We start from the raw sequence: 23,892 nt of genomic DNA on the forward strand, positions 1-23,892 counted from the left end.
CAGTATCAGGCGGTCATACGAGAGCACCTTGATCTTGGCCTTCTTGGCTTCGCGGATCGCGTTGTTGAGCACCGTGGCGTTGTAGGGAACGATGACCAGCACGTCCACGCCGCGCGAGATCAGGTTTTCGATCTGCGCGATCTGGCGCTGCTCGCTGGCGTCGGCCGACTGGACGAACACCTTTGCGCCGAGCTTCTCGGCTTCGGCGTTGAAGAAGTCTCGGTCGCGCGTCCAGCGCTCCACCCGCAGGTCGTCGATCGAGAAGCCGATTTTCGGGTTCTTGGCGTCGGCGTGCGCGAAGCCGCTGGACAGGGCCATTACCGCGCCCGCAATTGCTGCTACTGCTTTCAGTCTGGTGTTCATCGTCGGTCTCCTAAGGTAGGTATGTTATTTTTTTAGTGGCTCAATGGTTATGGCGCGGCATGGTCTCCGCCACGCCGCGGTACTTCACCGCCAGTTCCATGCAGGCGCCGTCGTGCATCTGGCCCACCGTGGAGCGGTACAGTTCCTGCCACGGCGTCTGGCTCGCCGGCACGGCCGGGATGCCTTCGGCCTTGCGCGCGGCCAGCACGTCTTCCGTGATCAGCATATCGCAGCTGCCGGTGTTCAGGTCGATGCGGATGGTGTCTCCGGTGCGCACGTAGGCCAGGCCGCCGCCGACGGCGCTTTCCGGCGACGCGTTCAGGATGGACGGGCTGTCCGAGGTGCCGGACTGGCGGCCGTCGCCCAGCGTCGGCAGGTTCAGGATGCCGCGCTTGATCAGGGCGTCCGGCGGTTGCATGTTGACCACCTCGGCCGAGCCGGGCCAGCCCACCGGACCTGCGCCGCGTATCACCAGGATGCAGTTCTCGTCGATGTTGAGCGAGGGATCGTTGATGCGGTTGTGGTAGTCGGTGGAGCCGTCGAACACCACGGCGCGGCACTCGAACACGTTCTCGGCGCCGGCGCGCTCCAGGTAACGGGCGCGGAAGTCCGGCGAGATGACGCAGGTCTTCATGATGGCGAAGTCGAACAGGTTGCCCTTCAGGACGAAGAAGCCGGCCTTGGTCTTCAGCGGCGCGTCGAACGGCGTGATCATTTCGCGGTCGTTCGATTCGCGGCCCTGCAGGTTCTCCGCCATGGTCTTGCCGGTGACGGTGGCGCGGTTGGAGCGCAGCTTGCCCTTCTGTTCCAGCTCCCACATGATGGCCGGCACGCCGCCGGCGCGGTGGAAGCGTTCGCCCAGGTATTTGCCGGACGGCTGCATGTTCAGCAGCAGCGGCACGTCGTGGCCGTATTCCATCCAGTCCGATTCGCGCAGTTCCACGCCGGCGTGGCGCGCCATGGCGACGATGTGCTGCTGCGCGTTGGTGGAGCCGCCGATGGCGGCGTTGACCACGATGGCGTCCAGGAAGGCTTCGCGCGACAGGATGCTCGACGGGCGGATATCCAGCTTGGCCAGCTCCACGATGCGGCGGCCGGTTTCGTAGGCCATCTGGCCGCGTTCGCGGTACGGCGCCGGAATGGCGGAGCAGCCGGTGAGCGACATGCCCAGCGCCTCGGCGATGGCGTTCATGGTCGACGCGGTGCCCATGGTGTTGCAGTGGCCTGCCGACGGCGCGGAGGCGGCGCCGATCTGCAGGAATTTCTCGTTGTCGATTTCGCCTGCGGCCAGGCGGCGGCGCGCCTTCCAGATGGCCGAGCCGGAACCTACCAGCTCGCCGTCCAGCCAGCCGTCCAGCATCGGGCCGCCGGACAGCACGATGGCGGGGATGTCGACCGTGGCGGCGGCCATGATCTGGGCCGGGGTGGTCTTGTCGCAGCCGGTGGTCAGCACCACCGCGTCGATCGGGTAGCCGTGCAGGATCTCGACCAGGCCCATATAGGCCAGGTTGCGGTCGATGGCGGCGGTGGGACGGCGGCAGTTTTCAAAGATCGGATGCAGCGGGAATTCCATGGCGATGCCGCCCGCGTCGCGGATGCCGTCGCGCACGCGCTTGGCCAGTTCCAGGTGGATGCGGTTGCACGGGCTGATGTCGCTGCCCGACTGCGCGATGCCGATGATGGGACGGCCGCTGCGCAGTTCGTCCGGCGTGATGCCGTAGTTCATGAAGCGCTCCAGGTACAGCGCGGTCATGTCGATATGGTCTGGATTGTCGAACCAGTCTTGCGAGCGATAGCGGCGAGTCATTACAGGTTTCCTTTGTATTTATGTTGCTGCTGTCCCGGGGTCTCCACACGGAACGAGAATACACCGCCGGCCAGCGGATGGGCGGCGCGCGCCTCGTCCGGCATGCCTTTCCAGGCGGTGGTGGCGAAGACGGTGCGCAGGTCCGCGCCGCCGAATGCCACTTTGGTGACGTTGGGGCAGGGGAAGGCGATGGTGTCGATTACTTCGCCCTGTGGCGAATAGCGGTCCACGCGGGCGCCGCCGAACATGGCGACCCACACGCAGCCTTCGGCGTCGACCACCGAGCCGTCCGGGTGGCCCGGTTCGGCCGTGCGCACGAACTCGCGCTTGTTGGACAGGCAGCCGTCCGGCGCGGCGTCATAGGCGTACACCACCTTGGCCAGCGTATCGGTGTGGTAGAAGGTGCGGCCGTCCGGGCTGTGGCACGGGCCGTTGGTGATGATGATGCCGCTGTCCTTTTGCTGCAGCGTGCCGTCGATGGACAGGCGGTACAGCGAGCCGGTAGGCGCGCTTTCGCCGTTGTCCATGGAGCCGAACCACAGGGCGCCCTGGCTGTCCACGTAGCCGTCGTTCAGGCGGTTGCCGGGGATGTCCGTTTCCAGCTGCAGCAGGGGCGTGAACTCGCCGGTTTCGGGCGAGAAGCGCAGCAGCTTGCCGGGCAGGCCGCAGACCAGGCCGCCATCGGCCATCGGCAGGGCGAAGCCGGTTTCGGCCGGCATGTCCCAGCTTTGCCGCGCGCTGCCGTCTTCGGCGCAGCGGTGCAGGCGCTGGCCCTTGATGTCCACCAGGTACAGCGCCGCTTCGGCGGCGTGCCAGAACGGACCTTCGCCGAGCTTGGCGCCCAGCTCCCAGATGCACTGTGGCTGCATGGCGGTCACCTCAGGCTTCATGCGCCGTACCAGCCCGCATCGACGAAGTAATCGCGGCCGGAGCAGCGGGCGGCGTTGTCGGAGGCCAGGAACAGGGCCAGCGCGGCCACGTCCTCGGTTTCCACGCGCTCGTGCAGGCACTGGGCCGCCAGGATGGCCGCTTCATCTTCGGCCGAATGCCACAGCGCCATCTGGCGCGGGGTCTTCACCGAGCCGGGGATGATGGTGTTGACGCGGATGCCGTCCGGACCGAGGTCGCGCGCCAGGCCGCGCGTCAGGCCTTCGATGGCGGCCTTGGCCGTCATGTACAGCGACAGCTGCGGCAGCGCCAGGTGCCAGGAGATGGAGCCGAAGTTCAAAATCACGCCGCCGCCCTTGGCCTTCATGCCGGGCGCCACGGCCTGCGCGCAGAAGAACTGGTGGCGCAGGTTCACGTTCAGGCTGTCGTCCCAGTACTTGCCGCTGACGTCCTTGACGTGGTGGCGGTTGTCGTTGGCCGCGTTGTTGAGCAGCACGTCGACTTTGCCGAAGTCGATCTGGATGGCGGCGAAGGCGTTGCCCAGCGCGTCCAGGTCGGTCAGGTCGCAGCGGATGAAGCGCGGCGGGCGCTTGCAGCCGGCCAGCGACTGTTCCAGTGCGCGCGAGGCTTCCTCGGCGATGTCCAGGAACACCACCTGCGCGCCCTGCTTGGCGAAGGCGTCCACCATGGCGGCGCCGATGCCGGTGCCGCCGCCGGTGATGACCACCAGCTTTTCGGCCAGGTCGTGGTAGGTGGCGTACACCATGGGTTTGCGTTCATTTGATACAGGCGCCACCATCTTAATTCGCTCCATTCGAGTTGTTCAGCAGGCCGCGTGCGGCCAGGTTGTTGTAAAGGGCGCGTACGCCGAAAGTCCAGGGGGTGATCTCGTTGCTGCGGTGGACGTGGTTGATCAGCGAACCCAGTGCCGGGCTGGTGACGGTCACGCGGTCGCCCATGTGGTGGGTGAAGCCGGCGCCGGCCTGGCCACGGTCCTTGATCGGCGAGAACATGGTGCCCAGGAAGAGCATGAAGCCGTCCGGGTACTGGTGGTGCGCACCGCTGGTCTGCGACACCAGGTCCAGCGGGTCGCGGCTGATTTCGCGCATGAAGCTGGCGCCGTCCAGGCGGAAACCGTCTTCCTTGCCTTCGATGACCATGCGCACTTCTGCGTTGCGCACGGTGTCCATGGTGAAGCCGTCGTCGAACAGGCGGATGAAGGGGCCGATGGCGCAGGAGCCGTTGTTGTCCTTGGCTTTACCGAGCAGCAGCGCGCTGCGCCCTTCGATGTCGCGCAGGTTGACGTCGTTGCCCAGCGAGGCGCCGACCACTTCGCGGCGGCTGTTTACGGCCAGCACGATTTCCGGTTCCGGGTTGTTCCACTTCGATTCAGGGTGCAGGCCGACATCGGCGCCGAAGCCGACGGCAGACATGGGCTGCGACTTGGAGAACACTTCGGCGTAAGGGCCGATGCCCACTTCCATGTATTGGGACCAGGCGCCGCGGGCGATGAACTGCTGCTTCAGCTGCTCCGCCTCCGGCGAGCCGGGCTTGATGCTGGACAGGTCGGCGCCGATCGATTCGAGCAGCGAGGCGCGCAGCGCGTCGGCGCGCGATTTGTCGCCGCCGGCCTGTTCTTCGATCACGCGTTCCAGCAGGCTCACGGCGAACGTTACGCCGCAGGCTTTCAGGGCTTGCAGGTCGCACGGGGCCAGCAGTTGCGGCACGTCCGCATCCGGCTGCGCTGCCAGCGCGGCGTCCAGCAAACGCTGCACGGGGCCGAGCGATTCGCCCTGTGCGCCGCGCACGAAGGCGGCCAGGTCGCTGCGTTCAAACAGTTCGGACACGGTGGGCGCTTGCGCCGTGATGTCGAATACTTCGCCGTTGCGCACCACCACCACGCACGGGCCGTTGATCGCACCGCCGCGCCATACGCGGCCAACCAGCAGGGCGCCGGCCAGGTCGGCGGGCAGAGATTGGGTAACTTGGGCAAATGTCATTGTCTCTATCCTTGGTTATTGTCAGTTGCGGCCCAGGCTGGGGAGCTTGGGCGAATAGGTCCAGCCGGGAACCAGGTAGCGCATCGCCATCGCGTCGTCGCGGGCGCCGGTGGCCACCTTGTTGTACAGCGCGTTGGCGGCCATGATGCGGTCCATGTCCGGCTCGATGCCCAGGCCCGGCGCTTGCGGCACCTGCACTTCGCCGCCCACGATCTGCAGCGGGTTGCGCGTCAGGCGCTCCTGGCCTTCCTGCCAGATCCAGTGCGTGTCGATGGCGGTGATGCGGCCCGGCGCGGCGGCGGCGGCATGGGTGAACATGGCCAGCGACACGTCGAAGTGGTTGTTCGAGTGCGAGCCCCAGGTCAGGCCCCAGTCGTGGCACAGCTGCGCCAGGCGCACCGAACCCTGCATGGTCCAGAAGTGCGGGTCGGCCAGCGGAATGTCCACCGCGCCCAGCAGGTGCGAGTGGGCCATCTGGCGCCAGTCGGTGGCGATCATGTTGGTGGCGGTCTGGATGCCGGTGGCGCGGCGGAATTCGGCCATGATCTCGCGGCCGGAATAGCCGTTCTCGGGGCCGCAAGGGTCTTCCGCGTAGGCCAGGATGTGGCCCTGGCCTTTGCACAGGGCGATCGATTCGTCCAGCGACCAGGCGCCGTTCGGGTCCAGCGTCACGCGCGAATCGGGAAAGCGCTTCTTGATGGCGGCGATCGCCTGCATTTCCTCGGCGCCGTGCATCACGCCGCCTTTCAGCTTGAAGTCGCGGAAGCCGTACTTTTCCACCGTGGCCGCAGCCTGGTCGGCGATGGCTTCCGGCGTCAGCGCTTCCTGGTGGCGCATGTGGTACCAGCTGTCCTGCGGGCCGGTGCTGTCCAGGTAGGGCAGGTCGGTGCGGCGGCGGTCGCCGATATAGAACAGGTAGGCCAGCATGGGCACGCTGTCGCGCTGCTGTCCTGCGCCCAGCAGTTCGCACACCGGCACGCCGAGGTGCTGGCCCATCAGGTCCAGCAGCGCCGCTTCGATCGCGGTCACCACGTTTTCCAGGCGCAGGTTGATTTCGTGCGGCTGCTTCAGTACCGCCGCTTCGGCAGCGGAGGTGACCTGGTGCTGGTGGCCGCTGCCCTTGCCGGCAATGGACAGGCGCACCGCGTTCAGCGTGCGGTTGTAGCGGCCGATTTCCGTACCCGTCACCAGCGGGATGGCTTTCTCCAGCGCCTGCAGGATGCCCGCGCCGCCAGGTACCTCGCCCATGCCGGTATGGCCTGCGCTATCTTTCAGCAGCACCAGGGTGCGAGTGAAGAAAGGCGCATGCGCGCCGCACAGGTTGAGCAGCATGCTGTCATAACCCGCCACCGGGATGACCTGCATTTCAATAATTCTGGGGGAACCGTTTTGATTTGTTGCGTGTACCATCGCTTTGTCCTAAAATGAATAGCGCTAACATAACACAAGTGTGAGGGATTTATGCGGTCAAGTCAACACAAGTTGTGCGCCTGGTTTTCAGGCGTGTTGTTTGCAGCCGGTGCGTTCGCAGCGGTTGCCGAAGTGGCAGCAAAGGAGAAGGCTGCGGACCTGCCGGGCCAGGCGGGCGGCACGCACTGGGTCGCCTCCTGGGGCACGGCCGTGATGGTTCCCGAGGGCCAGAATGAACTGGCGGCGGAACACTGGCGCGAGGGCAGCCTGCGCCAGATCGTGCACCTCTCGCTGGGCGGCAGCAAGCTGCGGGTCCGCATCAGCAACACTTACGGCACCACGCCGCTGGTCCTGGAAGGCGCGGCCGTGGCGCTGGCCAGGGCGCCCGGCAAGCCGGAGATCGACGGCGCCACCGCCCGCCCGCTGACCTTCAACGGCCGCAGCAGCGTGCTGATTCCCTCCGGCGCCGAGTACTACAGCGATCCGGTAGCGATCGAGCACAAGCCAGGCGCGGACCTGGCCATTTCCATGTACTTCAAGGGCGAGCCGGCGCGCCAGACCGGCCATCCGGGTTCGCGCACCAATAGTTACGTCATCAAGGGCAACCGCCTGATGGACGCCGAATGGCCGGCCGCCACCAAGGTGGAACGCTGGTACGCGCTGGCGGACGTGGAAGTGCAGGCGCCGCGCAGCGTGGGCGCGGTGGTCGCCATCGGCGACTCCATCACCGATGGCCATGGCGCCACCACGGATGGCAACGACCGCTGGCCGGACCTGCTGGCGGCGCGCTTCGCCCGCGAGGGGCAGGCCATGGGCGTGGTCAACGCCGGCATCGGCGGCGGCCGCATGCTGCGCGACGGGTTGGGGCCTAACATGGTGTCGCGCTTCGACCGCGACGTGATCGCCCGCAGCGGCGTCACCCACGCCATCGTGATGATAGGCGTGAACGACCTTGGCGGACAGCACCGCAACGGCGACGATACGCCCGAGGCGCGCAAAAAGCTGCTGGACGACCTGATGACGGCGCACCGCCAACTGGTGGAACGCGCGCACGCGCAGGGCATCTGCGTCATCGGCGGCACCGTTTCGCCGTACATGGGTTCGGACTACTACCGCCCCAATGTGGACAACGAGGCGGACCGCGTGGCGCTGAACAACTGGATACGCAACTCCGGCGTGTTCGACGGCGTGGCCGATTTCGACGCGGCGTTGCGCGATCCGGCCCAGCCTTCGCGCCTGCTGAAAGAGCGCGACAAGGGCGACGGCCTGCACCCGTCGCCGGCAGGTTTCCGCGCCATGGCCGACGCCGTGCCGCTGAACGCCCTGCGCCAGTGCAGTGTGAAACGCTAAAAAAACTACTACAAAATCAGGCCAGGACACTGGGCCGCTCGGAGACATACGAATGAAATTCCTCACCAGGGCGGCTTGTGCTGTCCTCATGCTGGCCTGCGCCTTGCCGGCGCTAGCGCTGGGACAAAAAACCTTTGTTGCATTCGACCGCAATGGCGCCGCCGCCGGTCCCGATGCCGTGGCCCTGCTGCAGTCGGGCAGCACCGCGAAGCTGTTTGTCGATGCCGCCGACCACGCCGGTGTGCTGCGCGCGGCGGGCGACCTGCAGGCCGATATCGAGCGCGTCGGCGACACCCGCCCGGAACTGCAGAAGGGGGGCTCGGCCGCAGGCGCGGACGTGGTCATCATCGGCACCGTCGGCAAGAGCGCGCTGATCGACAAGCTGGTGCGCTCCGGCGCGCTGGACGTTTCCGCCGTCAAGGGCAAATGGGAAGCGTGGCAAGTGCAGACGCTGAAGAACCCCATGCCCGGCGTGGAGCGCGCGCTGGTGATCGCCGGCAGCGACAAGCGCGGCACCATCTACGGCATCTATGAGCTGTCCGAGCAGATCGGCGTATCGCCCTGGTATTGGTGGGCGGACGTGACGCCCAGGCAGCGCAAGGCCATCTATGCCAGCGCCCCGGCGCGCGTGAACGACGCGCCGGCGGTGCAGTACCGCGGCATTTTCCTGAACGACGAAGCGCCCGCGCTGACCGGCTGGGCCAAGCAGCACTACGGCGGCTACAACCACAAGTTTTACGAAAAAGTGTTCGAGCTGCTGCTGCGCCTGCGCGGCAACTACCTGTGGCCGGCCATGTGGGACGCCGCCTTCTTCGACGACGACAAGCTCAATGGGGTGCGCGCCGAGGAATATGGCGTGGTGATCGGCACGTCGCACCACGAGCCCATGATGCGCGCCCACAAGGAGTGGGACCGCTACGGCAAGGGAGCCTGGGACTACAGCAAGAACGAAGCGGTGCTGAAGGACTTCTGGCGCGGCGGCCTGCGCGCCTCCAAGGGCACCGAGAAAATCGTCACGCTGGGCATGCGCGGCGACGGCGACGAGCCGATGTCCGAGGATGCCAACGTGGCGCTGCTGGAGCGCATCGTGAAGGACCAGCGCGAGATCATCGCGCAGCAGATCAACCCGGACATGAGCAAGGTGCCGCAGGTGTGGGCCTTGTACAAGGAAGTGCAGGAATACTACGAGAAGGGCATGCGCGTGCCGGACGACGTGCTGCTGCTTTGGTGCGACGACAACTGGGCCAATATCCGCCGCCTGCCCACGCCGGAAGAGCGCAAGCGCGCCGGCGGCGCCGGCGTGTACTACCACTTCGACTATGTGGGCGGCCCGCGCTCCTACAAGTGGCTCAACGTGACGCCGATTCCGAAGATCTGGGAGCAGATGCGGCTGGCGTGGGAGTACGACGCCAAGCGCATGTGGATCGTCAACGTGGGCGACCTGAAGCCGATGGAAGTGCCGATCGAGTTCTTCCTCAGCTATGCGTGGAATCCATCGGTGTGGCCGGCCGAGCGCCTGCCGGAGTACCTGAAGCTGTGGGCGGCGCGCGAGTTCGGCACTGAACACGCGGACGAGATTGCGGACATCGTGGCCAAGTACACCAAGTACAACGGCCGCCGCAAGCCGGAGCAGCTGGAGCCGGGCACCTACAGCCAGGTGAACTACAACGAGGCCGCGCGCATCGTGGCCGAGTACAAGGATATCGCCGGGCGCGCCAACCGCATCGACGCCGCCTTGCCGTCCAGCCTGCGCGACGCTTTCTTCCAGCTGGTGCAGTATCCGGTGAACGCGGGCGCGGTGGTGAATGAACTGTACGCGCTGGCTGCGCAGAACCAGTTATACGGCAAGCAGGGCCGCGCCTCCACCAACGACCTGGCCGAACGCGCGCGCGGCCTGTTCAAGCAGGACGCGGAACTGGCGCGCCAGTATATGGAAGACATCAGCGACGGCAAGTGGAACCACATGATGTCGCAGACGCACCTGGGCTACACCTACTGGAACCAGCCGCCGCGCAACGTGATGCCGCCGGTGACGGAAGTGCAGCCCTTCAGGCAGAGCGACATGGGCGTGGCGGTGGAGGGCAGCGAATTCGCGTGGCCGGGTCAGAATGCGGACAAGCTGGCGCTGCCGGCACTGGATGCCGAGAGCAGGCAGGCACGCTGGCTGGAAGTGTTCAATCGTGGCCTGCAGCCGTTCAACTACACCATCAAGGCCAGCGAGCCGTGGGTGGTGCTGAGCAGCCCGGCCGGCCGGGTGGTGCGCGAGAAACGCGTGACGGTAAATGTACGCTGGGCGGACGTGCCATGGGCATCGCTGCCGGCCGGCAGCAATACGATCGAGGCGACGCTGACGGTGGAGGGCCCGGGCGGCAAGACGCGCATCAAGGTGCCGGTGCGCCGGCCGGTGCAGGCCGCCGCCGGCAGCTTCGTGGAGTCGCAGGGTGTGATCGCGATCGAGGCGGAGCACTATGCGAACGCCGTTGCCAAGGAAGGCTGGCAATGGCTGCGCATCCCGGACCATGGCCGCACGCTGTCGGCCATGACCACGCTGCCGGCCAATGCGGCGCTGTCCCTGCCCGGCGCGGCAGAGGGCATGCGGCTGGAGTACAAGGTGCATCTCCAGAGCGCAGGCGAAGTGACCCTGCACACCACGCTGGCGCCCACGCTGAAGTTCCAGCCGGGCGAGGGCTTCCGCTACGCGGTGTCGTTCGACGACGAGCAGCCGCAAGTGGTGAACGTGCACGCGGACGGCTCGCAGCGCTTCTGGGAGCGGGCCGTATCGGACGGCGCGGTGGTGTTCAAGACCAGGCACAAGCTGGCCGCGGGCGCGCATACGCTCAAGTTCTGGGCGCTCGATCCGGCGCTGGTGCTGCAAAAGCTGGTGGTCGACGCGGGCGGCTTGAAACCGAGCTATCTTGGCCCGCAGGAAAGCCCGAAGGCGCCCTGAAGATTGCGCTAACATCGTTGTACAACGGAGACTGAAGATGAGAAGAATGTTCAAGGCGCTCGCGCCGATGCTGGCGGTGATCTTGCCGCTATCCTTGCCGCTGTCGGCACTGCTGCCGCTGCCCGCGCTGGCAGGGCAGGGTGCGCCCGGGGCGCAGGCTGCCCCAGGGGTGGTGGAGGACGGCTACGACCTGTGGCTGCGCTACCGTCCGCTCGGCAAGGCGGCGCGCGTGCAAGTGCGCCCGGTGGCGAGCGCCATCGTGGCTGCCGGCACCGGTACGGCGGATGGCGGCAGCATCGCCGCGCCGGCCGGCACGCCGCTGCAGGCGGCTGTGGCCGAGTTGCAGCGCGGCCTGGGCGGCTTGCTGGGCAAGGCGCCGCCGCTGGCTGCCGCCGTGCAGGACGGCGCCGTGGTGCTGGCCACGCCCGCGTCCATGCCTGCGCTGTCCGGCATGGGCCTGCAGCTCGAAACGCTGGGCCAGGAAGGCTACCTGCTGCGCAGCACGCGCCTGCAGGGCCGCAAGGTCACGCTGATCGCCGCCAACAGCGACATCGGCCTGCTGTACGGTGCCTTCGCGCTGCTGCGCAAGATCGGCACCGGCGCCGAAGCGCCGGCCGGCCTGGCAGGCCTGGGCGCGCTGGATGAGCGTTCCGCGCCCAAGCTGCAGTTGCGCGTGCTGAACCACTGGGACAACCTGGACCGCACCGTGGAACGCGGCTACGCCGGCGAATCGATCTGGAACTGGTGGGCGCTGCCCGAAGTGCGCGACCGCCGCTATGTGGACTACGCCCGCGCCAACGCCTCGCTGGGCATCAACGGCACGGTGCTCAATAACGTCAACTCCAAGCCGGACATCCTGACTGCGCCATGGATCGCCAAGGCCGCCGCCGTGGCCGACACGCTGCGCCCGTACGGCATCAAGGTCTATCTGTCGGCGCGCTTCTCCACGCCGCTGGAACTGGGCGACACCAAGACAGCCGACCCGCTCGACCCGGCCGTGGCCGCCTGGTGGAAAGCCAAGGCCGACGAGATCTACAAGGCCATCCCCGACTTCGGCGGCTTCCTGGTGAAAGCCAACTCCGAGGGCCAGCCCGGCCCGCAGGACTACAAGCGCAGCCACGCCGACGGCGCCAACATGCTGGCCAAGGCCGTGGCGCCGCACAAGGGCATCGTCATGTGGCGCGCCTTCGTCTACGCGCATGAGAAGCCGGACGACCGCGCCAAGCAGGCTTACGACGAATTCAAGCCGCTCGACGGCACCTTCGACGCCAACGTGCTGGTGCAGGTGAAGAACGGCGCGATCGACTTCCAGCCGCGCGAACCGGCCCACCCGCTGTTCGGCGCCATGCCGAAAACGCCGCTGATGATGGAGTTCCAGATCACCAAGGAGTACCTGGGCTACGCCACCCACCTGGCCTACCTCGGCACCATGTACCAGGAAACGCTGGCCACCGATATGCACACCGGCACCGGCGGCAAAGGGGGCAGCGCCACCGTGGCGCAGATCCTGGAAGCCGGCGCGGAGCAGGGCAAGTCGCGCCTGACCGGCATCGCCGGCGTGGCCAACATCGGCAGCGAACGCAATTGGAGCGGTTCGCATTTCGACCAGGCCAACTGGTACGCCTTCGGCCGCCTGGCGTGGAATCCGCAAGCGCAAGCGGGCGCACTGGCGCGTGAGTGGGCGGCGCAGACGTTCTCGTCCGATCCGGCCGTGGTGACGCAAGTGGCCGATCTGATGATGATGTCGCGCGAAGCGGTGGTGAACTACATGACGCCGCTCGGCCTGCATCACCTGATGGGCACCGGCCACCACCACGGCCCGGCGCCATGGGTGGCCAACCTGGAGCGGCCGGACTGGAACCCGGTCTACTACCACCGCGCCGACCAGGGCGGCATCGGCTTCGACCGCACCGCCAGCGGCAGCAACGCCGTGGCGCAGTACGCGCCGGACCTGGCGCGCCAGTACGCCGATCCGCGCACCACGCCGGAGAGCATGCTGCTGTGGTTCCACCACCTGCCGTGGGACTACAAGATGGCCTCCGGCCGCAAGCTGTGGGATGAACTGTTGGCCCGATACGACAGCGGCGTGGCGCAGGCGGACCAGATGCGCCAGCGCTGGGCGCGCCTGAAACCCGTCATCGATGCGCGCCGCCATGAAGACGTGGCGGTCCTGCTGGACAAGCAGTACCAGGAAGCGGTCTGGTGGCGCGACGCCAGTGTGGCTTACTTCCAGTCGGTGTCCGGCCTGCCGCTGCCGGCCGGCGTGAAGGCGCCCGGCAGGCCGCTGGATTACTACAAGTCGCTGAAATTCCCCTACGCGCCGGGGCGCGGATGATATTGATTGGTCCGGTCACAATGATTGCGGTAACATACGTGTGACCATTTGTTGCATGGCCGGACAGTTTAACCATTGCAGCTTGTGGTAAAGTCCACTTTTTAACACAGGTTTTCTGAGCAGATGGCAAGAACTAAGGCGAAAGCAGCCGAGGGACCGGAGTCCCGCTCCGGCGTCCCCACCATGTCCGACGTGGCGAAACTCGCCGGCGTGTCGCCGATGACGGTCTCGCGCGTCATGAATGGCGACACCAAGGTACGGCAAAGCACCCGCCGCAAGGTGGACGAAGCCGTGGCCGCGCTCAACTACGTGCCCAACCAGGCCGCGCGCCGCCTCGCCGGTTCGCGGCCTATCCGCATCGGTTTTCTGTATAGCAATCCCAGCGCGGGCTACCTGAGTGAATTTCTGGTCGGCCTGCTGAACCAGGCCAGCTTGAACAACGTGCAGCTGGTGGTGGAGAAGTGCGAAGCGGGCGAACACTGGAAGGAGCAGACCCAGCGCCTGATCGACAACGGCGTGGACGGCATCATCCTGCCGCCGCCGCTGTGCGACATGCCCGGCCTGATCGACATGATCGCCAAGTCCTCGCTGCCGGCCGTCACCGTGGCCTGCGGCCAGCCCGATCCGCGCGTGTGCGCCGTCAGCATCGACGACTACCAGGCCGCCTACGCCATGACCTCGCACCTGATCACGCTGGGCCATCAGCGCATCGGCTTTGTCATCGGCCACCCCAACCAGACCGCCAGCGCGCGCCGCCTGGCCGGCTTCAAGGCCGCCATCGCCGACCGCGGCGCGCAGGACGCGGCCGAGCTGACGGTGCAGGGCATGTTTACCTACCGTTCCGGCCTGGACGCGGCGGAATTGCTGCTGGGACTCGAGCAGCGCCCGACCGCCGTGTTCGCCAGTAACGACGACATGGCCGCTGCCACGGTAGCCATCGCCCACCGCCTGGGCCTGGACGTGCCGGGCGACCTGACCGTGGCCGGTTTCGATGATACGGCGCTGGCCACCACCATCTGGCCCGAACTGACCACCGTGCGCCAGCCGATCACCGGCATGGCCGAAGCGGCGGTGCAGTACCTGGTGCGCCAGATCCGCGCATTGCGCGACGGCGCGCCGGAGGCGCCCGAGCACGTGCTGATGGACTTCTCGCTGATCCGGCGCCAGTCCGACGCCGCGCCGCGCATGCGCCCGCCGATCAAGATCGCCGCCAAGCCCTGATCGTCCCAAAGTGAGAGGCGTCCCCTCCAGCGTGCGGCTACGCTGGAGGCCAACTCACGCGCCAATTATTCATAAATACTGAATGATTGCTTGGTATTTATGTGATTGATTGATGTGTTGGTGAATCATATAGTGTGTCCATGGAAGCGCAGTCGCCGACGGCGCCATCAAACCTTCAGGAGCATGAACATGAGCATTCCAGCAAACACCATCCGCCGTACCGTCCTGCGCGGCATCGCCGCCGTTACCATGGCCGCCGCAGTGGGCGGCACATCGGCAGCGGCCCCTGCGGCGCACCCTGCAGCCGCCCCCGCCGGCTTCGCCAGCAAGACCGCCGCCGTCAACGGCACCAAGATCCATTACCTGGTAGGCGGCAAAGGCACGCCGGTGGTGCTGCTGCACGGCTACACCCAGACCGGCCATATGTGGAAGCCCATCATGGGCGAGCTGGCCAAGACGCACACCGTGATCGTGCCCGACATGCGCGGCGTGGGCGGCTCCGAGAAAGCGGCGGACGGCTACCTGAAAACCAATATGGCCAAGGACATCCACGAGCTGGTGGGCAGCATCAGCCAGGAACCGGCCACCGTGGTGGGCCACGACATTGGCCTGATGGTCGCTTACGCCTATGCCGCCCAGTACCCCGCCGACACCAAGAAAGTCGCGCTGATGGACGCCTTCCTGCCCGGCATCGGCAACTGGACCAATATGTTCCTGCTGCGCGACCTGTGGCATTTCCACTTCTTCGGCGAAACGCCGGAGAAACTGGTGGCCGGCCGCGAGCGCACCTACTTCGAACACTTCTGGAACGACTTTGCCGCCGACAAGAGCAAGTCCATCAAGGAAGCGGACCGCAAGCTGTACGCCGCAGCCTACGCCCAGCCGGGCGGCGTGCGCGCCGGCTTCCAGTACTTCAAGACCTTCCCGCAGGACGCTGAACAGTTTGCGGAACTGGGCAAGACCAAGCTGACCATGCCGATGCTGGTGTTGGCCGGAGAAAAGTCGGGTGGCGACTTCCTCATCAACCAGGGCAAGCTGGTGGCGGAGAACGTGGATGGGCGCATCATCAAGGGAGCGGGCCACTGGATCATGGAAGAAGCGCCCGAGCAGACCATTCCTGCCTTGCTGGGCTTCATCGAGTAAGCCGCGCCGCGCCAAAAAATGATTCCCCAGTGTTTGTTAGGTGCCGCACTGTGTGCGGCAGCTGATCGGCATATCGTTACTCAGGCAATGAAGCCCATCAACGACACTGAGGAACCATCATGGACAACACTACGGAAAAATCGAGCAATTCCACCCGCGATCCTGTCAACCAGTTCGGCCGCGATACCCGCGCCGACATTCACAGCGCCATCGACCGTACCGCGGAAAAAGTGCAGCCGACCGCTGACCGCCTGGCCAGCTCCGCCCACGCCACCGTGGACAAGATGGCTGAGAAAGTGCCGCCAACCGCCGACCGCCTGGCCGGTGCGGCCCACACCGCGGTTGACCGCGTCGCCGACACCGCCACCCACATGAGCGAAAAAGCCGCCACCGGCGCCAAGCAGCTCGGCGAAGCGTACACCCGCTTTGCCGAAACGGGCCGCAACTACGTGCGCACCAGCCCTGCCACGTCGGTGCTGATCGCCCTGGCCGCGGGCTATGGCCTGTCCAAGCTGCTGGGCAACCGCAAGTAATTCCCACCAGCTGATAACCGGCGCGCGCGGCTTCCGCGCGCCGTCGGCAGGAGAACTGCATGCACCCTTCCATTCCAGCTTCCGACGCACCCCGCGCCACCGGCATCGCGGTCATCCCGCAGGCCGAAGCCGGACACTCCGGCGTATCCTGGAGCGCAGTGCTGGCAGGCGCAGTGGCCGCCGCCGCACTCTCCTTTATTTTGCTGATCCTGGGCGTTGGCCTGGGCCTGTCAGCCATTTCCCCCTGGTCCTACAACGACGCGCCGATCGGCAAGTCGGCCATCGTCTGGGTCGCCTTCATGGAACTCGCCTCGGCGGGCGTGGGCGGCTACCTGGCGGGCAGGCTGCGCGTGAGATGGGCCAATGTGCACGCCGACGAAGTCTACTTCCGCGATACCGCGCACGGCCTGCTGGCCTGGGCGGTGGCGACCTTGCTGACGGCCGCGCTGATGGCCGGCGCCGTGCGCGCAGCGCTGAGCGGTGCGATTGACGCCGGCGCCGGCGCGGCGACAGCCGTCGGCGCCACGGTGGGCGCAGGCGCAGGCGCTGTTGCAGGCAAGGGCAACGGAGGCAACCCGGCCGGCCTGGCCGCCAGTCCCGCCGCCTACTACACCGACATGCTGCTGCGCAGCGACACCGTCGTGCCGGAGACCGACAACGGCGCCCTGCGCGCCGAGGTGGGCCGCATCCTGCTGCAGCAGCCCGCAGGCGCTCCCGCGATGGCCGTCGACGACCGCCAGTATCTGGCAAGCCTGGTTGCCAAGCGCACCGGCGTGGAGCGGGCCGAGGCCGAGCGCCGCGTGGAAGACGTCCATGCCCGCTTGGTGAAAGCCCGCACCGACGCCGAAACGGCAGCGAAGAACGCCGCCGAGCAAGCCCGCAAAGCCGGCGCACAGTCCGCGCTGTGGATGTTCGTGGCCTTGCTGCTGGGCGCCTTCATCGCCAGCTGGGCCGCCACCTTCGGCGGCAAACTGCGCGACGCCGACAGTCCGCTGCCGCGCCGCTGATCACCAATACGTCTAGGAGACCGCCATGCGCTCAATCCTGCTATGGATGCTCGGTGTGCCACTGCCCATCATCATCCTGCTCGCCCTGTTCCGTTGAATTTCTTGAGGATCTCATGACCACCAGTAAAAAAGGCCAACCAGCCAGCGCAATCGACCTGGCCGCCAGCATCGCCTACAACGCCAACAAGCCCGCCGAACACGGCGACGCCGCGCGCACGCCGCCCGAGGGCATGCACGTCGATGCGGGAGCGCCTGCGGCCAGCGCCGGCACGGCGTCCGAAACGCAAAGCTCGCCCAAGGTTGGCAGCGGGGCGCCGCCGCTGGGCGTCAATCCCAACGACGGCAACCTGGAACGCGTGCGCAGCGACGCCGGCGGCCAGCGGCTCACCACCAACCAGGGCGTGCCGATCGGCGACAACCAGAATTCGCTGAAAGCCCACCTGCGCGGCCCCACGCTGATGGAAGACTTCATCCTGCGGGAAAAGCTGACCCACTTCGATCATGAGCGCATCCCCGAACGCATCGTGCACGCGCGCGGCTCGGCGGCGCACGGCTACTTCGAGTCCTACCAGGACCTGGGCAGCGTCACGCGCGCCGCGCCGTTTGCGCAGGCAGGCAAGCGCACGCCGGTGTTCGTGCGCTTTTCCACCGTGGCCGGCGAGCGCGGCTCGTCCGACACCGCGCGCGACGTGCGCGGCTTCGCCGTGAAGTTCTACACCGACGAAGGCAACTGGGACCTGGTGGGCAACAACATGCCCGTGTTCTTCATCCAGGACGCGATGAAGTTTCCGGACCTGGTGCACTCCGTGAAACCCGAGCCGCATAACGGCATGCCGCAGGCGGCCAGTGCACACGACACCTTCTGGGACTTCACCTCGCTGATGCCGGAATCGATGCACATGCTGATGTGGACCATGTCCGACCGCGCCATCCCGCGCAGCTACCGCACCATGCAGGGCTTCGGCGTGCATACCTTCCGCCTGGTGAACGCCGAAGGGGGGAGCGTGTTCTGCAAATTCCACTGGCAGCCGCTGGCCGGTACCCACTCGCTGGTGTGGGAAGAGTCCAACAAGATCATGGGCGCCGACCCGGACTTCCACCGGCGCGACCTGTGGGAAGCCATCGAAGCGGGCGCCTATCCGCAGTGGGAGCTGGGCCTGCAGGTCTTCACCGAAGAGCAGGCCGAGAGCTTCCCCTTCGACGTGCTGGACGCCACCAAGATCGTGCCGGAGGAACTGGTGCCGGTGCAGATCGTCGGCCGCATGACGCTCAACCGCAATCCGGACAACTTCTTCGCCGAGACCGAGCAGGTGGCCTTCTGCACCGCGCACATCATTCCCGGGATCGACTTCACCAACGACCCGCTGCTGCAAGGGCGCATCCACTCCTACGTGGACACGCAGATCAGCCGCCTGGGCGGGCCGAACTTCCACGAGATCCCGATCAACTCGCCGGTGTGCCCGGTGCACAACAACCAGCGCGACGGCATGCACCGCCAGGCCATTCATCGCGGCAGGGTGTCGTACGAGCCCAATTCGCTGGGCGGCGGCTGTCCGTTCCAGGCCGGCATGGCCGGCTTCACCAGCATCCGCGAGCAGGCCGTGACAGAGGACAAAGTGCGCGGCAAGCCCGAGCTGTTCGCCGACCACTACTCGCAGGCGCGCCTGTTCTGGATCAGCCAGAGCCCGGCCGAGCAGGCCCACATCGTGGGCGGCTTCCGCTTCGAGCTGAGCAAGGTGCAGATCCCGGCCATCCGCGAGCGCATGCTGTCCATGCTGGCCAATGTGGACGCCACGCTGGCCCACGGCGTGGCGGCCGGCCTGGGCATGCCGGTGCCGCCGCCGCAGCCGCTGGCCACCGCGCTGCCGCTGCCGCACTATCCGCCGTCCCCATCGCTGTCGCTGCTGGCGCGGCCGGGCGAGCAGGGCATCAAGGCGCGCCAGGTGGCCATCCTGCTTGCGCCCGGCGTGGACGAGGCCAGCGCCAAGGCCATCCAGTCCGCGTTGCTGGCCGACGGCGCGGTGCCGCACCTGCTGGCCGGCACGCTGAACCCCGTCGCTTGCGCCGGCGGCGCCACGCTGCCGGTCGAGAAGACCTTCGAGAACGCCCCGCCGGTGCTGTTCGACGCGGTGGCCGTGCCGGACGGCGCGGCGGCTGCCGAGCAGTTGATGAAAGACGCGCTGGCGCTGGACTTCGTGCGCCAGCAATACCGCCACTGCAAGCCGCTGCTGGTGGTCGGGGCCGGCACCGCGCTGCTGGGCAAGGCCGGCATTCCGCCCAAGCTGCCCGACGGCTCGGACGATCCGGCCCTGGTCGGCACCGACCCGTCCGACCTGCCGGACGCGCTGGCCGCGTTCAAGGCGGCGCTGGCGGGGCACCGCGCGTTCGAGCGGGAAACCGATCCTCCATTGGTATAGGCGACGTAAGCTCGCCGTAGTGCTATGCTCTCAAGAAGGCTTACCACTACGGCGACGATGCATGGACGTATACGCACCGCAAGCATGGCTACCGCATGAGCGCCCGCTGTTGCCGGGTTCTCCCTCCACGCCGCTGCACTCGGACCGGCGCCGCCTCGCCTACCTGATCGTCGGCTTCATCGTGGCCCTGACCGGGGGCCTGGGCAACGCGCTGGTGACCGTCAACCTGCCGTACGCGCAAGGCTCGCTGGGCGTGTACGCTGCCGAGATCCAGTGGCTGCCGGCCGCCTACGTCATGGCCAATGTCTCCATGAACCTGCTGCTGGTGAAATTCCGCCAGCAGTACGGGCTGCAATTGTTCACCGAATTGTTCCTTGGCCTGTACGCCGTAGCCACGCTGGCGCACTTGTTCGTGCACGGACTGGCCTCGGCCATCGCCGTGCGCGCGGCGCACGGCATGAGCGGCGCCGCGCTGACGGTGCTGGGCCTGTACTACGTGCTGCAGGCCTTCCCCGCGCAGCACCGCCTGAAGGCCGTGGTGATCGGGGTTGGCTTCCCGCAGCTGGCGCTGCCGATGGCGCGCCTGTTCTCGTCCGACCTGCTGGAAATAGGCGAGTGGCGCGGCCTGTACTTCTTCGAACTGGGGCTGGCCCTGCTGGCCATGGGCTGCGTGCTGCTGCTCAAACTGCCGCCGGGCGACCGCGTGAAAGCCTTCGAGAAGCTCGACTTCGTCACCTTCGGCCTGTTCGCGCCCGGCGTGGCGCTCTTGTGCGCGGTGCTGGCGCTGGGGCGCACCGTGTGGTGGTTTGAATCGCCGTGGCTGGGCTACTGCCTGGCCGGCTCCATCGTGCTGATCGCGGCGGCGCTGCTGGTGGAGCACAACCGCGCCGCGCCGCTGCTCAACACGCGCTGGCTCAGCACCGGCATGATGCTGCGGCTGGCCGCGTCGGTGTTGCTGATACGGATCGTGCAGTCCGAAGCGGCGGGCACGGTGGGCTTCCTGCAGGCGCTGGGCCTGAACAACGACCAGATGCAGACCCTGTGGCTGATCACGCTTGTGGGCAGCGTGGGCGGCATCGCCGTCAGCGCGCTCACCATCACGCCCGCGCGCATCCAGCCCTCGCTGATGATCGCGCTGGCCATGATGGCGGTGGGCGCTTTTATGGACAGCCGCGCCACCAACCTCACGCGGCCGGAGCAGATGTACGTCAGCCAGTTCCTGCTGGCCTTCGGCGGCACCTTCTTCCTCGGGCCGACCTTTGTCTCCGGCTTTGGCGCGGTGATCGCCGCGCCGCGCAACCTGATCAGTTTTTCGCTGATGTTCACCATGTCGCAGAACATCGGCGGCCTGCTTGGCTCGGCCATCGTCGGCACCGTGCAGGTGGTGCGGGAGAAATTCCACTCCAGCCAACTGGTGGAGCACCTGACGCTGCTCGACCCGCAGGTGGCGGCGCGGGTGCAGTCGGCCGGCTCGGCGCTGGCCGGTTCGCTGGCCGACCCCGCCACGCGCCACGCGCTGGGCGTGGCGCAGCTGGGCGCGGCCGCCACGCGCGAAGCCAACATCCTGGCCTACAACGACGTGTTCCTGATGATCGCCGTGGTGGCGGTGGCCACCATCGCCTGGATGCTGCTGCACCACCTGTGGAATATCTGTACTGCCTGCAGGCCGGCCGTGCCGGCGCACAATGCGCAGACCGGCATGGCCCATGTCTCCCTCAATAACTCCGGATCGAAATGAGTACAAACACGCCGCCAGAACCAGCCCAAGCCGCCGCTCCCGCCGCGCCGTCCGCCGCCCCTGCGTCCGTCCCGTCCGCCCCGCAGCAGTCCGGCGCAGCGCCGCCGCCAGCAGCGGGTGCAGCGGGTGCAGCGGGTGCAGCGGCCTCGGGCGCGCCCGTGCCGCCGGTGCCGCCCGCGCCGCCGCAGCCCGACCGGCGCCAGCAATGGCTCTCGGCCGCCGGCTTCCTGCTGGTGGCGCTGGTCGGCGTGCTGGTGGTGCTGTATGCGTGGCGGCTACCGCCCTTCAGCACGCCCATCGTCAGCACCGAGAACGCGCTGGTGCGCGGGCAGGTGACGGTGATCGGCACCCAGCTGTCCGGCTACGTGGTGGCCGTGAACGTGCAGGACTTCCAGCACGTGAAGGAAGGCGACCTGCTGGTGCAGATCGACGACCGTGTCTACCAGCAGCGCTACGAACAGGCGCAAGCGCAATTGGCCGCGCAACAGGCCGCACTGGCCAACTGGGAGCAAACGCACCGCAGCGCCGCAGCGAACATCCTGCTGAACCAGGCTGCGCTGGCCAACGCCGAAGCGCAGGCGGTGCGCTCGGTGGCGGACCTGAAGCGCGTGGAAGCGCTGGTGGCCGACGGTTCGCTGTCCATCCGCGAGCAGGACCAGCAAAAAGCCGGCAAGGCGCAGACTGCCGCCGCCGTGGCCCAGGCGCGCGCCAACCTCGAGATCTCGAAGCAGTCCGCGCAGTCGGTGGTGGTCAACAAGCTGTCCTTGCAGGCGGCGGTGGCCAACGCCGAAGCCGCACTGAAGGCCGCCAAAGTGGACCTGGACAACACCCGCATCACCGCGCCGTCCGACGGCCAGCTCGGGCAAGTGACCGTGCGGCAGGGCGCCTTCGTCAACAGCGGCGCGCAGCTCATGGGGCTGGTGCCCAGGCAGATGTGGGTGATCGCCAATCTCAAGGAGACCCAGATGAATGCCGTGCGCGTCGGCCAAAGCGCCACCTTCAAGGTGGACGCGCTGGACGGCGCCGTGATGACGGGACAGGTCGAGCGCATCTCGCCCGCCACCGGTTCTGAATTCAGCGTGCTCCCGGCCGACAACGCCACCGGCAACTACGTCAAGATCGCCCAGCGCATTCCGGTGCGGATACGGATCGACGGCGGGCAGGGCGAGGCGCACCGGCTGCGGCCCGGCATGTCCGTCATCGTCAGCATCGACACCTCCTCCGTGCGCGACGACGAAGCGCCCGCCAAGCCGCGTGCCGCCACGCCGCCTGCCGCCAGCGGAGCCAAGCCGTGAGCCGCACCGTTACCTTGGCTGCGGCCGCGACCCTGCTGCTGGCCGGCTGTGCCGCCAAGGTCGGGCCAGCGCCGCAGTCCACCTTGCTGACGCCGTCCGAATGGCGCACCCGCATCGGCCCGGAAAGCGGCGCGCGGCCGGTGGAACAGCAATGGTGGCAAGGCTTCAGCGATCCCGCCCTGACGGCGCTCGTGGCCGCGGCGCTGGAACACAATGGCGACCTGCGCATCGCCCGAGCCCGTGTCGCCGACTACCGCGCCCGCGTGGCGGCGGCGCACGCCAGCCAGCTCCCGGCCATCACCGCCAGCGGCAGCCCGGCCCGCACCCGCACGCTGGCCTACAACGGCGTCCCATACGAAACCAGCCTGTTCCAGGCAGAGATCCAGGCCAGCTACGAAGTCGACGTATGGGGCCGGCTCGCCAACCTGACCGACGCAGCGCGCGCCGCCTACGCCGCCGAGCAAGCCAGCGCCGACGCGGCCGCGCTCTCGATCGCCGCCAGCGCCGCCTCCGGCTATCTCAACCTGCGCGGCCTGGATGCGCAGCTCGAACTCACGCAAGCCACGCTCAAGCTGCGTGAAGAATCGCGCGAGCTGGCGCGCAGGCAGTTCGAGGTCGGCTACAGCTCGCGGCTCGAATGGCTGCAGGCGCAAGCGGAGTACCAGGCCGCCGCCGAACAGATTCCGCAGCTGCAGCGGCAAATCTTCGAACAGGAAAACGCGCTGGCCATCCTCGCCGGCCGCAATCCCGGTCCCATTCCGCGCGGCGCGCCGCTGTCCGAGCTGGCGCCGCCGCCGGTGCCGGGCGGTCTGCCGTCCGAACTGCTGCTGCGCCGTCCCGACATTGCGCGCGCCCAGCAAAACCTGCTGGCCGCGAACGCCACCCTGGCCGCCACGCGCGACCAGCTGCTGCCGTCGTTCCGGCTGACGGCGGCCGGCGGCATCCAATCGACCGTGTTCAGTGACTTCATCAAAGACCCCACGCACCTGTGGCGGCTGACCGGCGCCGTGGCCGCGCCGCTGTTCGAGGGCGGCCGCGTGCAAGCGCAGACCGACTCCGCCGCCTCGCTGCGCGACCAGGCCGTGTACGCCTACGAAAACGCGGTGCGCACCGCCTTCGCCGAAACCGACAACAGCCTGGGCGCCATCGAGCGGCTGCGCGAGCAGGCCGTGCAGAATGACGCCCGCCGCGCGACGGCCGCCGAAACGCTGCGCATCGCGCGCAACCGCTACCGCAACGGCTACGCCTCCTACCTCGAAGAACTGGACGCCCAGCGCACCCTCTACAGCGCCGACGTGCTGCGGCTGCAGCTCAAGACGCGCACCCTGATTGCCTCGGTCGACCTGTACCGCGCCCTTGGCGGCGGCTGGAATCGTTGACTAAAACCAATATGGGGTCAGGGTTAATTAATTTTGCAACTTTAGTTGCAAAATTAATT

General features: G+C 67.3%; 17 protein-coding genes. 11 read left to right on the forward strand and 6 right to left on the reverse strand.

Features of this window, described 5'->3' with window-relative positions; all coding sequences use genetic code 11:
- The 6 genes from AC6H42_RS06585 to AC6H42_RS06610 form a co-directional block, all read right to left on the reverse strand.
- On the reverse strand, positions 1-363 hold a 363-nt coding region (locus tag AC6H42_RS06585; protein ID WP_497547662.1), incomplete at its 3' end, for a substrate-binding domain-containing protein.
- 40 nt (positions 364-403) lie between these two features.
- Positions 404-2,170, reverse strand: coding sequence for an IlvD/Edd family dehydratase (locus AC6H42_RS06590; RefSeq protein WP_057154966.1), 1,767 nt, complete (start codon positions 2,168-2,170; stop codon positions 404-406).
- Positions 2,170-3,039 carry an SMP-30/gluconolactonase/LRE family protein gene (locus AC6H42_RS06595; RefSeq protein WP_229418151.1) on the reverse strand — a complete coding sequence of 290 codons (870 nt, stop codon included), beginning with the start codon at positions 3,037-3,039 and terminating at the stop codon, positions 2,170-2,172. The genes AC6H42_RS06590 and AC6H42_RS06595 overlap by 1 nt, the downstream gene beginning before the upstream one ends.
- Positions 3,040-3,056: 17 nt before the next feature.
- The gene (xylB, locus tag AC6H42_RS06600) at positions 3,057-3,824 is read right to left on the reverse strand and encodes a D-xylose 1-dehydrogenase (protein ID WP_497547672.1); all 768 of its coding nucleotides are present in this window, start codon (positions 3,822-3,824) and stop codon (positions 3,057-3,059) included.
- 34 nt (positions 3,825-3,858) lie between these two features.
- The gene (locus tag AC6H42_RS06605; RefSeq protein ID WP_057154969.1) at positions 3,859-5,058 is read right to left on the reverse strand and encodes a fumarylacetoacetate hydrolase family protein; all 1,200 of its coding nucleotides are present in this window, start codon (positions 5,056-5,058) and stop codon (positions 3,859-3,861) included.
- Positions 5,059-5,079: 21 nt separating this feature from the next.
- Positions 5,080-6,468: an enolase C-terminal domain-like protein gene (locus tag AC6H42_RS06610; protein ID WP_497547664.1), complete on the reverse strand. Its 1,389-nt coding sequence runs from the start codon at positions 6,466-6,468 to the stop codon at positions 5,080-5,082.
- Between the two features lie 132 nt (positions 6,469-6,600).
- Between AC6H42_RS06610 and AC6H42_RS06615 the strand changes: the two genes are divergently transcribed.
- The 11 genes from AC6H42_RS06615 (at position 6,601) to AC6H42_RS06665 (ending at position 23,833) form a co-directional block, all read left to right on the forward strand.
- The gene (locus tag AC6H42_RS06615; RefSeq protein ID WP_057155024.1) at positions 6,601-7,818 is read left to right on the forward strand and encodes an SGNH/GDSL hydrolase family protein; all 1,218 of its coding nucleotides are present in this window, start codon (positions 6,601-6,603) and stop codon (positions 7,816-7,818) included.
- A gap of 52 nt (positions 7,819-7,870) precedes the next feature.
- Entirely contained in the window at positions 7,871-10,765 is a 2,895-nt protein-coding gene (locus AC6H42_RS06620) for a glycosyl hydrolase 115 family protein (RefSeq protein ID WP_497547665.1), read from the forward strand.
- Between the two features lie 37 nt (positions 10,766-10,802).
- Complete coding sequence (locus AC6H42_RS06625) at positions 10,803-13,100, forward strand: alpha-glucuronidase family glycosyl hydrolase (protein ID WP_497547667.1); 2,298 nt, start codon at positions 10,803-10,805, stop codon at positions 13,098-13,100.
- A 123-nt stretch (positions 13,101-13,223) separates the two neighbouring features.
- Complete coding sequence (locus AC6H42_RS06630) at positions 13,224-14,321, forward strand: LacI family DNA-binding transcriptional regulator (protein WP_057154972.1); 1,098 nt, start codon at positions 13,224-13,226, stop codon at positions 14,319-14,321.
- A gap of 189 nt (positions 14,322-14,510) precedes the next feature.
- On the forward strand, positions 14,511-15,464 hold the full coding sequence (locus tag AC6H42_RS06635; protein ID WP_497547668.1) for an alpha/beta fold hydrolase: 954 nt from the start codon (positions 14,511-14,513) through the stop codon (positions 15,462-15,464).
- Positions 15,465-15,583: 119 nt separating this feature from the next.
- Complete coding sequence (locus tag AC6H42_RS06640) at positions 15,584-15,997, forward strand: hypothetical protein (RefSeq protein WP_057154974.1); 414 nt, start codon at positions 15,584-15,586, stop codon at positions 15,995-15,997.
- Positions 15,998-16,056: 59 nt separating this feature from the next.
- On the forward strand, positions 16,057-17,004 hold the full coding sequence (locus AC6H42_RS06645) for a hypothetical protein (RefSeq protein ID WP_497547669.1): 948 nt from the start codon (positions 16,057-16,059) through the stop codon (positions 17,002-17,004).
- Positions 17,005-17,117: 113 nt separating this feature from the next.
- Positions 17,118-19,421 (forward strand): catalase, encoded by a 2,304-nt coding sequence (locus AC6H42_RS06650; protein ID WP_082551764.1) that lies wholly within the window; start codon positions 17,118-17,120, stop codon positions 19,419-19,421.
- Positions 19,422-19,482: 61 nt separating this feature from the next.
- Positions 19,483-21,159, forward strand: a complete 1,677-nt coding sequence (locus tag AC6H42_RS06655; protein WP_497547670.1) for an MFS transporter — start codon at positions 19,483-19,485, stop codon at positions 21,157-21,159.
- Complete coding sequence (locus tag AC6H42_RS06660) at positions 21,156-22,454, forward strand: HlyD family secretion protein (RefSeq protein WP_082551765.1); 1,299 nt, start codon at positions 21,156-21,158, stop codon at positions 22,452-22,454. The genes AC6H42_RS06655 and AC6H42_RS06660 overlap by 4 nt, the downstream gene beginning before the upstream one ends.
- Positions 22,451-23,833, forward strand: coding sequence for an efflux transporter outer membrane subunit (locus tag AC6H42_RS06665; RefSeq protein ID WP_497547671.1), 1,383 nt, complete (start codon positions 22,451-22,453; stop codon positions 23,831-23,833). Before AC6H42_RS06660 ends, AC6H42_RS06665 begins: the two co-directional genes overlap by 4 nt.
- The last annotated feature ends 59 nt before the right edge of the window (positions 23,834-23,892 follow it).

It is taken from the genome of Massilia sp. NBRC 108631, from assembly GCF_059704565.1.